This is a genomic window from Haloarcula sp. NS06 (assembly GCF_051122755.1).
Classification (GTDB): domain Archaea; phylum Halobacteriota; class Halobacteria; order Halobacteriales; family Haloarculaceae; genus Haloarcula.
In genome coordinates this window covers 2,620,923-2,632,990 of the sequence record NZ_CP184844.1, presented here as the reverse complement: position 1 = coordinate 2,632,990, position 12,068 = coordinate 2,620,923, and the positions used below count along the sequence as shown (strand labels likewise).

General features: G+C 61.6%; 12 protein-coding genes, 1 tRNA gene and 2 pseudogenes. 8 read left to right on the top strand and 7 right to left on the bottom strand.

What is annotated here, in order from left to right; genetic code table 11:
• Position 1 precedes the first annotated feature (1 nt).
• The 4 genes and pseudogenes from ACODNH_RS17505 to ACODNH_RS17490 all read left to right on the top strand — a co-directional run bounded on the left by ACODNH_RS17505 (position 2) and on the right by ACODNH_RS17490 (position 3,369).
• Entirely contained in the window at positions 2–754 is a 753-nt protein-coding gene (locus ACODNH_RS17505) for a cell surface protein (protein WP_306706467.1), read from the top strand.
• 17 nt (positions 755–771) lie between these two features.
• Positions 772–1,194 carry a hypothetical protein gene (locus tag ACODNH_RS17500; protein WP_434530664.1) on the top strand — a complete coding sequence of 141 codons (423 nt, stop codon included), beginning with the start codon at positions 772–774 and terminating at the stop codon, positions 1,192–1,194.
• A gap of 210 nt (positions 1,195–1,404) precedes the next feature.
• Complete coding sequence (locus ACODNH_RS17495; RefSeq protein ID WP_434530663.1) at positions 1,405–2,940, top strand: TrkH family potassium uptake protein; 1,536 nt, start codon at positions 1,405–1,407, stop codon at positions 2,938–2,940.
• A 123-nt stretch (positions 2,941–3,063) separates the two neighbouring features.
• Positions 3,064–3,369 (top strand): annotated as a pseudogene (locus ACODNH_RS17490) (hypothetical protein).
• A gap of 28 nt (positions 3,370–3,397) precedes the next feature.
• On the opposite strand, the gene ACODNH_RS17485 reads toward ACODNH_RS17490, so the two are convergent.
• Complete coding sequence (locus ACODNH_RS17485; RefSeq protein WP_434530662.1) at positions 3,398–5,092, bottom strand: potassium transporter TrkG; 1,695 nt, start codon at positions 5,090–5,092, stop codon at positions 3,398–3,400.
• A gap of 1 nt (position 5,093) precedes the next feature.
• Positions 5,094–5,776: pseudogene (locus ACODNH_RS17480) on the bottom strand (potassium channel family protein).
• 124 nt (positions 5,777–5,900) lie between these two features.
• On the opposite strand from ACODNH_RS17480, the gene ACODNH_RS17475 reads away from it, so the two are divergent.
• The 3 genes from ACODNH_RS17475 (at position 5,901) to ACODNH_RS17465 (ending at position 7,332) form a co-directional block, all read left to right on the top strand.
• Positions 5,901–6,035 (top strand): hypothetical protein, encoded by a 135-nt coding sequence (locus ACODNH_RS17475; RefSeq protein WP_306706461.1) that lies wholly within the window; start codon positions 5,901–5,903, stop codon positions 6,033–6,035.
• 128 nt (positions 6,036–6,163) lie between these two features.
• On the top strand, positions 6,164–7,042 hold the full coding sequence (locus ACODNH_RS17470) for a shikimate kinase (protein WP_434530661.1): 879 nt from the start codon (positions 6,164–6,166) through the stop codon (positions 7,040–7,042).
• A complete protein-coding gene (locus tag ACODNH_RS17465; RefSeq protein WP_306706460.1) occupies positions 7,039–7,332 on the top strand; it encodes a chorismate mutase in 294 nt (97 codons plus the stop codon). Before ACODNH_RS17470 ends, ACODNH_RS17465 begins: the two co-directional genes overlap by 4 nt.
• A gap of 76 nt (positions 7,333–7,408) precedes the next feature.
• Here the strand turns inward: ACODNH_RS17465 and ACODNH_RS17460 are convergent, their stop codons facing one another.
• The 4 genes from ACODNH_RS17460 to ACODNH_RS17445 all read right to left on the bottom strand — a co-directional run bounded on the left by ACODNH_RS17460 (position 7,409) and on the right by ACODNH_RS17445 (position 9,683).
• Positions 7,409–8,089 (bottom strand): carbonic anhydrase, encoded by a 681-nt coding sequence (locus ACODNH_RS17460; RefSeq protein ID WP_434530660.1) that lies wholly within the window; start codon positions 8,087–8,089, stop codon positions 7,409–7,411.
• Between the two features lie 202 nt (positions 8,090–8,291).
• Positions 8,292–8,472 (bottom strand) — tRNA-Trp (locus ACODNH_RS17455).
• Positions 8,473–8,526: 54 nt separating this feature from the next.
• On the bottom strand, positions 8,527–8,754 hold the full coding sequence (locus tag ACODNH_RS17450) for a DUF5795 family protein (RefSeq protein WP_170096013.1): 228 nt from the start codon (positions 8,752–8,754) through the stop codon (positions 8,527–8,529).
• Between the two features lie 41 nt (positions 8,755–8,795).
• The gene (locus ACODNH_RS17445; RefSeq protein ID WP_306706458.1) at positions 8,796–9,683 is read right to left on the bottom strand and encodes a DUF5794 domain-containing protein; all 888 of its coding nucleotides are present in this window, start codon (positions 9,681–9,683) and stop codon (positions 8,796–8,798) included.
• Positions 9,684–10,096: 413 nt separating this feature from the next.
• On the opposite strand from ACODNH_RS17445, the gene guaB reads away from it, so the two are divergent.
• Complete coding sequence (gene guaB / locus ACODNH_RS17440; RefSeq protein ID WP_306706457.1) at positions 10,097–11,581, top strand: IMP dehydrogenase; 1,485 nt, start codon at positions 10,097–10,099, stop codon at positions 11,579–11,581.
• A 206-nt stretch (positions 11,582–11,787) separates the two neighbouring features.
• On the opposite strand, the gene ACODNH_RS17435 is transcribed toward guaB, so the two are convergent.
• Entirely contained in the window at positions 11,788–12,012 is a 225-nt protein-coding gene (locus tag ACODNH_RS17435; protein ID WP_434530659.1) for a hypothetical protein, read from the bottom strand.
• Positions 12,013–12,068 lie beyond the last annotated feature (56 nt).

Below are 12,068 nucleotides of genomic sequence, written 5' to 3'. Positions count from 1 at the left end.
AATGACAGACGACACTCACCTTTCGATACGCGGCTACGTCCGAAGCGCTCGCCTCCCCCTCGCGCTCGTCGCACTCATCCTCCTCGCGGGGACAGTCCCCGCGCTCGCTGCAGGGCAGAGCACGCCAGCAATCAACATCGAGACCAGCTCCGTCGCTGCTGGTGAAACGATGGCTGTGCCGGTCATCCTCACCAGCGCACCGGACGGACTGGCCGGCTACCAACTCGAACTCGTCGTCGATGACCCCGCTGTCGCCCGATTCGAGAACGCGAGCTACCCCGACCGCCTCGGCCTCACGACTGACCCTGTCATTAGTTCAGACGGCGGGACAGTCACGCTCGAGGCGGCCGACCTTGACGGACAGATCGAACCTGGAGCGAGCGATGTGACGCTCGCGACGGTCCAGCTTGCCGGCGTCGATGGCGGCGAGACAGAGGTGACCGTCGCGTCGAGCCAGGTCGACGCGGACGGCGGCGGAGTGGTCGAGCCTGCGACCGAGTCGACAGCGGTCGCGGTTTCGGCGAGTGCGACGACGGAGACAGTAGCCGCCGCGACCGAAGCATCTTCACCTGCCAGCGAGTCCGTCGCCGAGTCAGCGGGCACCGAGGCCGCCGCAGATACCTCAGATGACGAGGCCGCGGATGGTGACGACCAGTCGACGACCGGCGCGAACGGGTCACTCCCGATAGCGCTGGCCATCGCCGCACTCGCCGCGGTGGCAGCATTCGCAGCCAGAACGAGCCGACAATCATAACACCAGCCCAACTATCCATGCCACAATCAGACACCACTGCTGTACCGATGGACTGTTCGACCTATCGTGAGTACATCCTCGACATACGCATCGCCGAACGACCGACAGGCGAGGGCGACACACGCTACCGATTCGAGGCCCCAGACCACGAGGGCATCGAGTTCGATGACCCCGAGATGGCGACACTATACGCTGATGTGTACTTCGACGTGAACGGCTTCCAGGAAGCTGGGACCGGCGAGCGCGGTGTCCCGCCGACGGTCATCCAAGCGGGCCGCGATACGCTTGTCGCCTACTTCCTCACACAGGACGGCGTCGATGTCCACTGGGCCGCGTCGTTCTACGGTGAGAAACCAGAGAAAATCGAACGGTACGTCTCACGCGTCCGCAAGCGGTCGAAAAAGATCCGCGAGGGAGCGAAAGAACAGGGCCACGCCTGAATCGCTACTTCAGCGTCTCCAGCAGTTTCTACGGCAAAACCCACACCGGACGACGCGACTGCATACGCATTCGGTGCGCTGCCAGAACGGAACAGCGACCGCATCGAACCGACACTGTGCACGAGTAGATTCGCCGGAAACGGCGCTACTGGAACGCGAGGCTTTTTGATATCGGGGGTGTGAGCGTCAGTTAATGGTCGGTGATCAGTGATGTCGGTTCGCGTCGACTGGCGACAGAGTGTCGCTCTAACCGGCACTGTAAGCAAGTATCTCGCCGTCGCAATGCTGGTCCCGCTTGGGATCGGGTTGCTGTACGGAGAAGATACTGTTGTCTTCCTGATCTCTATCGCAATCGCTATCACGCTGGGCGTAGCGCTGGAGCAGGTCAGCGACAGTCACGAACTCGGGCCACGCGAAGCGCTGCTGTTCGTCGGGCTCTCGTGGGGGGCTGTCGCGGTTATCGGTGCAGTCCCTTACGTTATCGCCGGGTACGGGACCGAATCAGCGCTCGGTGAGCCTGTGAACGCGCTGTTCGAGTCGATGTCCGGGTTTACGACCACTGGCGCGACCGTCACCAATGAAATATCGTTTGCTCGCCACTCCCACGCGCTGCTGATGTGGCGACAGCTCACCCAGTGGCTCGGCGGGATGGGTATTATTGTTCTGATGGTCGCCATTCTTCCAGAGGCAGCCGTCAACGGGGCACAGTTGATCGAATCGGAGGCACCAGGCCCCGAACTGCAGAAACTGACGCCGAAGATAGCCGAGACTGCCCGACTCCTCTGGCTGTTCTATCTGGGCTTTACCGTGCTGTATATCCTCATTCTGCTTGGCCTCCATTACACAGGCTATGCACCGAATATGGACGCCTACAACGCCGTTGCCCACGCGTTCACGACCCTGCCGACCGGCGGCTTCTCCCCACAGGCTGAGAGCATCGCCTACTTCTCACCGGCCGTCCAGTGGGCCGTCATTCCGTTCATGCTCATCGCCGGGATGAACTTCGCGCTGTTTTACCTCCTGTTGCAGGACGAGTACGCCGCCTTCCTCCAGGACCGTGAACTGCAGGCGTACCTCGGTGCAAACGCCGGCGTGGCCGTCATCCTCTGGGGTCTGCTCTTTACCGGGTCCGCGCCGCCGCTTGAACTCGGAGGCATTACACAGGGGGCACTGGAGAACTCGCTCCGGCAAGCCACGTTTCAGGTCGCCTCGTTGCTGAACTCGACCGGGTACGCGACGAGCGACTTCGCCCAGTGGGGCAACACCGCACAGGGAGTCCTGTTGTTCGCGATGTTCATCGGCGGCTCCGCGGGGTCAACCGGTGGCGGCGTCAAAATCGTCCGATGGCTCGTCGTGCTCAAGAGCATCCGACGCCAACTGTTCACGACAGCCCATCCCAGCGCCGTCAAACCAGTTCGGCTCGGCGGGCAGGTCATTGACGAGGACGTTATCAACGCGATATACGGGTTCACGCTGCTGTACCTGCTCACGTTCGGTATCGCGACGGTGTTTCTCCTCCTCGATGCCGGCCGTGTCGGGCTTGAGCTGACTGTCTTCGAAGCCACCAGCGCAAGCTTGGCGACCATCGGGAACATCGGTCCCGGGTTCGGGTTTCTGGGGCCGTTCGGGACCTATGAACTCTTCCCGGAGACCAGCAAACTGCTGATGATCTTCTTGATGTGGATCGGCCGATTAGAGATCATTCCAGTGTTCGTGATATTTACCGGAGCGTTCTGGAACGAGTGAGTCCGGGAGACTCGTTCCGTCGCTATCTGTAGCTGCCAGTTCAGTTATGTATCTCCCACATGGAGATGTCAGTATGTCCAGTCCTAAAACGAACCGACACTAACTGAGGGGGTCCCGGATAAAGTGACAGCGGAACTGCCACAGTTGACGCCTGATGAACTCCACAATACGGTCATCCATGCGCAGGAGCTGTTGCAATTCCACGATGAGACAGCCTCATCGGTGGAGCCGGACCCCAATGAGGAAATCCTTCGCGCGACCAAACGCGACGGCTACACCGAGGTAGTGAAGTGGACTACCTGTGCTGAAGAATGAGATGACTGCCCACACGGACCGTATCTCTACCACGTCAAAGAGGAGACTAGACCCGAAGGTGGCACGAAAGTCCGCTGGATGTTTCTTGGCGAAGTGTACCCTGACGAAGAGTGAGAGGTGGACTAAAGGGACGTTTGACGGCTTACGGGTCTAGCCCGTACAGTCCGGCGCGGATGAACACGAGTATCGGGATAATCTCCAGCCGGCCGACCCACATGTTCAACACGAACATCCCCTCCGCAAGCGGGGACATCGACGGGCCGGTGATGCCCGAGGACAGGCCGACATTCCCCTGTGCGCTGGCGACTTCAAACAGGGCATCAGCATAGCCAAATGCCGGTCCCGCGACATTAGTGAGGACGACGCTGCTGGTGACGAGAATGATGAGCCACAGCAGTGTCACGATGGCCGCTTCGCTGAACTCCCGCTCCATCGATTCACGGTCCAGCGTCCGGTCGCCGATGCGGGCCGTAATCACCGCGTTTGTCGGGAGGAACACCCGCGAGAACTGCCAGATGATGCCGCGAACGATGGTGTACCCCCGGATGATTTTGATGCCCCCGACAGTGGACCCCGCGGCGCCGCCAAGTACCATCGCACCGGCCACAAGCACCTTGCCGCCGGCGAGCCAGCGACCGATCGGTGCCGACTGGAAGCCAGTACAGCTGAGTGCGCTGACCCACTGGAACGTCGAGTCCCGGACCGCATCGAGCTGTGCGGCGTCAAGCATCGGCACCGAAAACGGCAGGAACGACTGGGTGGCAAACGCCTCAGTCGTCGCGGGAACGGACCACGCATTTTGTACTGAGAGGCCGACGACACCGAGCGCGAGCAGGATGAACAGCCAGCGGGTCTGCAGGTCCGACACCAGTTCACGAACCTGCCTGTCGTGTAAGACTACGTAGTGGACCGGGAACGCAATCGCACCGAGAATCATAATCGGCAACAGCACGGTCTCGACGAGCGGCGAGTTATACGTCGCAATCGAGTTGTCGGTGACCGAGAATCCGCCGGTCGTGAGCCCAGTCATGGCGTGATTGAGTGCCTGCCAAGCGGCCTCCCACAGCGGCAGTGACTCCGCGTATTCGCTGTCGCTGGCGAGGATAGCACCGAACAGCAGCGCGAACGAGAGAACCGTGTAGCCGGCGACGAGTTTCCAGACCGTTCGGACGGTGGAGACGACGCTCGGGTGGATCTTCTCCTCGCGGGCCTCACTCTGGTAGAGCGCGTAACTGCCACTGCCAGGCCGTGACAGGATAGACACGGTCAGGACAATGACGCCGACGCCGCCGACGTACTGGATGAACGACCGCCACCACTGGACTGCGCGCGGGAGCGAGGGCTCGTGAATCGCCATCGTCAGGCCGCTCCCGGTCCACCCGCTCATGCTCTCGAAGAAGGCATGGAGCGGGTTCCGGAAGTACGCCAGGCTGGAGAGCGTCGTCGTTCCGCCGACTTTGATCGGCTCCCACGTACTCGTGTCCGTCCCGACTGGAACGAATGTATCCATGACAGCAGGAGGCGTGAACCACGCGGTCAACAGGAACGGAACCGATCCGAACGCGGCGACCAGCAGCCACCCGCCAGCGGCGATGACCATGCCGTGTTTCATCTCTGGGGCCGGGGCATCGGTGAACCCACGGTTCGCGAGGCCGCCGACAGCGGCTGTTATCCCAGCCGCAGTAAAGAACCCGAACGCGGCGTAGAACTCCCGAAAGCCCAGCGCAATCACGGCCGTAATCGTCATCAGCCCGGCCTCCATCAGCAGGAGGGACCCGATATCGCGGGCGATTGTTTTCAGGTCCGTCGGGAACAGCCCGCTGTTCCGTCGCGGCATATCAGTTGTGGTCCTCGGAGTGACCGAAGATATCGGTCACCTCCGGCGTCGCACCCTCTCCCGAGTAGACCGTGAGGAGGTCGTCTGCCTCGATACGCGTATCGCCGCGGGGCGTTATTGGGTCACCATCGCCATTACGCTCGATAGCTACGATAAGCGTCTGGCCGCCGATGAGGCTCTCCGAATTGGCTTCCTGTAGCGTCTTGCCAGCAATCGGAGCACCTGGCGTGACCGTTATCTCGAATACTTCCGCGTGATCGCCAATGCGCATGAAGTCAACGATAGACGGCCGCTTGACGGCCCGATAGAGATACTCGGCGATGAGCCGCTGTGGGTTCTGCATCGTGTTGACGCCGATCTGGCGGAACACGTTCATGTGCTCAGGATTGTGGACGACTGAGACGATGTCCGGCACTTCCAGTTCCTGTGCCAGCAGACAGACCATGATGTTGGTCGCGTCCTGATCGGTTGTCGAGATGAGCGCGTCAGCACGGTCCGCCCCGGCGTCCTCCAGCGTGTCCTTTGACGTCGCATCGTCGTGAATGACGAGACAGTCGTACTGTCTCGACGCACGTTCCGCCCGCTCCTTGTCGCGTTCGATGACGACGACCTCGTTCCCCCCGCTGTCGCAATCTCAAGCAACGGCGACCCGATATCGCCGGCACCGACGATGACAATATACATTTTTGCCAGTGTACTGAACCGATAGTTGAAAGCTTACCGTTCCCAGTCGCAACGAGCCCATTGCGGTCGTTCGGGGCCGTGCCGCTCCCAAACCACTATACTGTCTCCGATTGAACTCCACGGTATGGCAACTCTCACCGAACAGTTTGAGCATCCGGCGTGGCTGACAGCCGCCGGGACGCTGGCTGGCTACGGCATCATTCTCCTATTCATGTTCCTGTTGCTGTTTATTCTGCCGTATCTCCTGTTCCCAGCCTGAGACGGGGTACTGCAGTCGGACGCCGGTGTATCGAATAACTAGACAGAACCACGTCGGCCGCTGCGGTCAATATGGCCGCTACAGGGGTATCGCAGTTAGTAAATAGGTCCGTGCGGGAGTACACGTCGATGGAAGGGAAGGCAGCAGCGCCCGCAGCAGGGACGGTCCTTAACGCGCTTGCGACCGGCCGCGGCGCGGCGTTTGCTATCGACGAGTACACGACAGCGACCGTCACGCTCTCGACCGAGACCGATGGCGTCACCGGCGAGGTGGACGGTGCGCCGGACGCCGACACGCGGCTTATCGAACGCTGTGTCGAGTACGTCATCGACGCCCACGGCGGCCCACAGAACGTGGGTGTCCCGGCGGTCTCCGGCGGGACCGTCCGCACCGAAAGTGAGGTCCCGATGGCGTCGGGGCTCAAAAGCTCCAGTGCGGCCGCAAACGCGACCGTCATGGCGACGCTCGACGCGCTCGACGCGACCGAGCGGATGAGCCGCGAGGACATGGCCCGTCTCGGCGTCATGGCCGCACGCGACGTGGGCGTCACCGTCACCGGGGCTTTCGACGACGCGTCGGCGTCGATGCTCGGCGGCGTCACCGTCACCGACAACGAGGACGACGCGCTCCTGACCCGCGAGGAAATCGACTGGGACGTGCTCGTCTGGACGCCGCCGGAACAGTCCTTTAGTGCTGACGCGGATGTCGAGCGGTGCCGGCAAATCGCGCCGATGGCCCGCCTCGTCGAGGACCTCGCGCTCGACGGCGACTACCAGCGGGCGATGACCGTCAACGGTCTCGCGTTCTCGGCCGCGCTGGATTTCGAGACGGAGCCGGTTCTCGACGCGCTCCAGCACGTCGAGGGCGTCTCCCTGTCTGGGACGGGGCCGTCATTTACTGCCGTCGGCGAGCGGGCGGCACTCGAAGCCGTCCGAGACGCCTGGGACAAGCGACCCGGAGAGACATGGCTGACGACAACACAAACAGAGGGGACACACATAGTATGACCACGAATCCAAACCCAGAGGACATGTCGCTGGACGAACTGCGCGACGAAATCCGGACGATCGACCGTGAAATCGTTGAGAAGATCGCTCAGCGAACCTACGTGGCTGACACCATCGCACAGGTCAAAGACGAGAAAGGGCTGCCGACGACCGACGAGCAACAGGAGCAGGCCGTCATGGACCGTGCTGGCGACAATGCGGAGCAGTTCGACGTCGACGAAAACCTCGTGAAAGCGATCTTCCGGCTCCTGATCGAACTGAACAAGGTCGAACAGCGAGAGAACAGGTAGCAAGAATCTGTTGTGATGGAGTCGGTCTAGTCCGAGAGTTAGTTTCACCGTTCTGTCCACCGCTTCCAGCGTCCCGTTAGTACTCCCAGAGGCGGTTGATCCGTGAGTCGATATCGGGATGGGCTGCCCGGAGCGCGTCGATATCGGTTTCACCGTGGACATTGATGACGTGGACTTCACCCCGTCGGCCGCCGTACACGTCCTGAAAGTCGTAGACGACGCCGACCACGTCGACGGCGTCGGGAACGTCGTCACTGTTTCGAAGAAACTCGACTTGCCTGTCGACGTTGTACTCGACGAGTCGGTTGATGGCCGCCGCTCGCTCAATATCCTCGGGGAGATGTTCCAGCGCAGGCTTGAGATGGGGCTTGAGAACACTGAGACAGTGGTCAATGCCGGCCGGCTCATCAAGGCCGTCCGTCAGGTCGTCATAGGTCGCCGTCACCGCTCCACAGCCGGTGTGGCCGACAACGACAGCCGTTTCGGTCATCGTGTGCTCGATAGGGTACAACACGTCACCAGATACCGCCTCGCCGGAGGCGGTCCGCTGGATGACTCGGTTCCCGATGTTGCTACAGGTAAAGAGATGCCCCGGCTCGCTGTTGCCCCACATATGGTCCTGAAGTACCCGCGAGTCGGAGCAACAGACCGTGACAGCATCTGGAGTTTGTGAGTTCTGGACGCTGTCGAACCGGTCCCGGAACTCCGCAGCGTGGTCGGCGTTTCCGACAAGTAAATCACGTAATAACTGACTCATGCGTGGGCAGATAGCCGCCATGCAGTAAACTCATTGGACTTGGGCAGTGTTGTCGTCCCCAACTTGGCACTGATTACGTGAATCCGTGCTTCCGGAATGCCTTGGCTTCGCTGAGATCGGGTTTTTGAAGACAGATCTGTATTATTTAGCTGTACTACTATGTAAAATCCGGCTGACAGATAGGTCTGGAAGGGTAACAGTATGGGGTCGGAGGGATTTGAACCCCCGATCGGCTGATATCTCCGTCCTGCGCCTCGGAACTCCAGAGGGTCATCGTCGCGAACCGGTGATCAGCCGGCCGCTCAGTATATCAGCCCTTGGAGTGTCGTCCCAGGCGCGTGGCCTCTGGAGTCAGCCGCCTTCCCGGACTAGGCCACGACCCCGCACTCCGGCGTAAGCCGACTCGCATTAAAGGGATTTCGATTGGCAGACGGCGCTTAGTCGCGGTCGGTGTCCGACCAGTCGCATTCCTGGCACTTGTACCCAGTAACGAATTCCAGTGCAGAAGGCATGTACCCCACGGAGATGACGTTTTCGCCACACTCCGGGCAGTCGTCATCGGCGTCTTCGATCGGCTCTGCGTCCATGACACCCTCTCCTTCGATGAGTTCGGCTAGGCTCTCGGGGGTCTGCATCCGACCCTGGACCACGCGATTGTCGCTCATACCGGACAGCCGAGCCTGAGAGGCCTAAAAGTTCTCCCTCGTCACAGCCACGGGGCGCGCTCTTGATCCGGCTCGTACTCGACTGCGGCCCCTTCGTCGGTCTGTTCGTCGGCGGCGACGCCCTGGGACGCGCCGCCGTCAGCGAAGGCGGCAGTGAGGTCCACGGCGTCGGGTCGGTATTCCGTGTGACGCGTGCGGGCGTTCTCCGGGTCGAATGACAGCAGCGCCGTGACAGCAAGCACGGCTAGCGCCACTGGCGCGTCGGTCGGCATCACGCCGAGGACCGAGAGAGCGAGGACGCCGAGCGCGACAGCGCTACCGAAGCGGAAGCGGTCGATGTCGACGGCGTTACGCAGCCACGGGCTCGCCAGTGCGACGGCGAGGGCGAAGCCGATACCGACGCCCGTGGTGGCGGCCGCGCGGAGCAAGACACCGGGTTCGATAGCGGTGACCAGCTTTGCACCGGCGGGGTCGAGGCTCGCCAGCAGGCCGAGGACGACGATGATGGCCGGCCGCGGCAGGTACTCACCGATTCGGGCGCTCGCGGTCTGTGCGGCGATTGCGAGGATGACGAGGCCGGCGAAGCGTTCGAGGGTCCCCAGTTTGACGATCCCCGCAATCGTCGGCGCAAGGGCTGCTTCGGTGAGCGCAATCGGCATCAACACGGCTCCGATGATGAGGACAGAGCGCGCTTGCTGCCGGGGACCGCCTTCGAGTTCGGCTAACACGACAGCAACGGTGGCTGACCCACCGAAGACGAGCAAGCCCACTTCGAGGACGCCCATCCAGGTTGAAAGTGCCCCCGCGAGGACGAGTACCGGGAAGATGCCGTCGACGAGCGGAAGGCCCATCACGGTCGCTAAGAGCCGACCACCGCGGCCGACCTGCTGCTCGATGTCGAGTGCAATCGGATGTCTGGAGCTACTCATGTCGTGTTACGGTCGAGCATAACCCAACTCTCGTTGGGAGGTTCTCACTCGGTCCCGACGAACACGACAGAGTTGCCAGAATTTCTTACCGAACCACGTGAACGTTGTGTTGCCCGACGCTGTGGACGTCATCTGGCGGGCAGTACCGTTCCGTGCGGGTTCGGTGAGTCGCATGTTTTTAATTATCCTTCATTCGCACATAACCGTTGCGTGAGAACTGCGCACATACGCCACCGCTTTTCCGGAATGCCCCGCTGTTTGTGGACGAATGTCTCACCTTCGGGACCAGGGCGTGACAAATGAGAGATCGATGGCGGATTTCTGGAAGGGGCTGCCGGAGACACGTGTGGCATCGAACCCCACGTAGCGCCGAGTCTCGCAACGTTTTTGCCGGGCCGTCGTGGACGATTTACATGGCGAACGATTCCGAGCCTTTCTCAGAGAAGCTCCGAGTGCCGGAGGCGCTGACGTTCGACGACGTACTCCTCAGACCCAAGGAGTCCCGCGTCGAACCAGACGAAGCAGATACCACAACGCGGGTCTCGAAGTCGGTCGAACTGACCGTCCCTGTTGTCTCCGCGGCGATGGACACCGTCACCGAGAGCGATATGGCGATCGCGATGGCACGCCAGGGCGGTATCGGCGTCCTCCATCGTAACATGAACGCCGATCAGATGGCGACCGAGATCGAGCGGGTCAAACGCGCCGACGAACTCATTATCCGGGATGTCGTGACGGCCAGCCCGAACCAGACCGTCCGCGAGGTCGACGATATGATGGAACACGAGGGCGTTTCCGGCGCGCCGGTCGTCGACGACGACAGTGGCGAAGTGCTGGGCATCATCTCCGGGACGGACATCCGCCCGTATCTGGAGGTCGGTGAGGACGACGCCGTCACGGATGCGATGACCGACGAAGTCGTCACCGCACCCGAGAACGTGACCCCCCGCGAAGCGCTAGAACTGATGTACGACCACAAAATCGAGCGCGTCCCTATTGTCGACGACGAGAACCGACTCGTCGGGCTGGTCACGATGCAGGGCATCCTCCAGCGTCGCGAGTACGACCAGGCCGCCCGCGCGGACGACGGCTCGCTCCGCTGTGGTGCCGCCGTCGGCCCCTTCGAGATGGACCGAGCACAGGTAGCCGACGAGGCCGGCGCTGACATCCTGTTCATCGACTGTGCGCACGCCCACAACGCGAACGTCATCGAGAGCGCTCGCGAGATCAAGGCCGAAGTAGACGCCGATGTGGTTGTCGGTAACATCGGGACCCGGGAAGCCGCTGAAGCCGTCGTTGACTTCGCCGACGGTGTTAAGGTGGGTATCGGCCCCGGTTCTATCTGTACGACTCGTGTGGTCACCGGTTCGGGGATGCCACAGATCACCGCCGTTGCGCAGGTCGCCGACGTGGCGAGCCAGCACGACGTGCCGGTCATCGCCGACGGCGGCATCCGGTACTCCGGCGACGCTATCAAGGCCATCGCCGCCGGTGCGGACGCGGTGATGCTCGGTTCGTACTTCGCCGGAACCGATGAGGCCCCAGGCCGCGTCATCACGATGAACGGCAAGAAGTACAAGCAGTACCGCGGGATGGGTAGCGTCGGTGCGATGAACGAGGGCGGCGGCGAGCGCTACCTCAAGGACGACGAGGAGGGCGAGGAGTTCGTCCCTGAAGGCGTCGAGGCCGCGACGCCGTACAAGGGCTCGCTGGCCTCCGAACTCCACCAGCTCGTCGGCGGGATGCAGTCCGGAATGGGCTATGTCGGAGCCGAAACGATTCCCGAGTTCAAGCAGCGCGCCGAGTTTGTGCGTGTCTCCGCCGCGGGACAGCAAGAGAGCCACCCCCACGACGTGATGATTACGGACGAAGCGCCCAACTACAGCCCCGACAGCTAAACGCTGCCGACCGAAGGAACGCAAAAAAGCCGAAGCCGATTATAAGTCGGTTTCGCAGGCCGGACTACACGCTTCTTTCTGTGCCGCATTCGCGTCGGGATACGCTTTGAACGACGCACCACAGCTCGAACACTCGAACCTGTCGAAGTCTGACATAGCGGCCCAGTGTACTCGCGCCGCGGAAAAAATTATTTCGGGATCTTTGGTCAGTCGTAGTAGTCTTCGTCCAGCGGGAGTTCCGTTCCAGACGACGTGACTTTGTCGACGGTCGACTCCAGACGAAGTGTCTCACTGCACTCGGGGCAGATGACCGCCACGTCGACCTGTAGAGCGTCATCAGAGTCATAGATTCCCAGAACCTCCGCGTCAGAGGCGTACAGATACTCCGCCGACAGTTCGTGCTCGTGATCACGAGCGTAGTCGTACGTCATACGTGCCCGCTTCACCCGCATCTGTGTTGATGGTTTCGGCGATTCTCAGTGACAGC

Excerpts from the sequence above, each read along its gene's own strand:
- ACODNH_RS17505 (WP_306706467.1), top strand. The coding sequence starts at position 2 with ATGACAGACGACACTCACCTTTCGATACGCGGCTACGTCCGAAGCGCT.
- ACODNH_RS17500 (WP_434530664.1), top strand. The coding sequence starts at position 772 with ATGCCACAATCAGACACCACTGCTGTACCGATGGACTGTTCGACCTAT.
- ACODNH_RS17495 (WP_434530663.1), top strand. The coding sequence starts at position 1,405 with ATGTCGGTTCGCGTCGACTGGCGACAGAGTGTCGCTCTAACCGGCACT.
- ACODNH_RS17485 (WP_434530662.1), bottom strand. The coding sequence starts at position 5,092 with ATGCCGCGACGGAACAGCGGGCTGTTCCCGACGGACCTGAAAACAATC.
- ACODNH_RS17475 (WP_306706461.1), top strand. The coding sequence starts at position 5,901 with ATGGCAACTCTCACCGAACAGTTTGAGCATCCGGCGTGGCTGACAGCC.
- ACODNH_RS17470 (WP_434530661.1), top strand. The coding sequence starts at position 6,164 with ATGGAAGGGAAGGCAGCAGCGCCCGCAGCAGGGACGGTCCTTAACGCG.
- ACODNH_RS17465 (WP_306706460.1), top strand. The coding sequence starts at position 7,039 with ATGACCACGAATCCAAACCCAGAGGACATGTCGCTGGACGAACTGCGC.
- ACODNH_RS17460 (WP_434530660.1), bottom strand. The coding sequence starts at position 8,089 with ATGAGTCAGTTATTACGTGATTTACTTGTCGGAAACGCCGACCACGCT.
- ACODNH_RS17450 (WP_170096013.1), bottom strand. The coding sequence starts at position 8,754 with ATGAGCGACAATCGCGTGGTCCAGGGTCGGATGCAGACCCCCGAGAGC.
- ACODNH_RS17445 (WP_306706458.1), bottom strand. The coding sequence starts at position 9,683 with ATGAGTAGCTCCAGACATCCGATTGCACTCGACATCGAGCAGCAGGTC.
- guaB (WP_306706457.1), top strand. The coding sequence starts at position 10,097 with ATGGCGAACGATTCCGAGCCTTTCTCAGAGAAGCTCCGAGTGCCGGAG.
- ACODNH_RS17435 (WP_434530659.1), bottom strand. The coding sequence starts at position 12,012 with ATGACGTACGACTACGCTCGTGATCACGAGCACGAACTGTCGGCGGAG.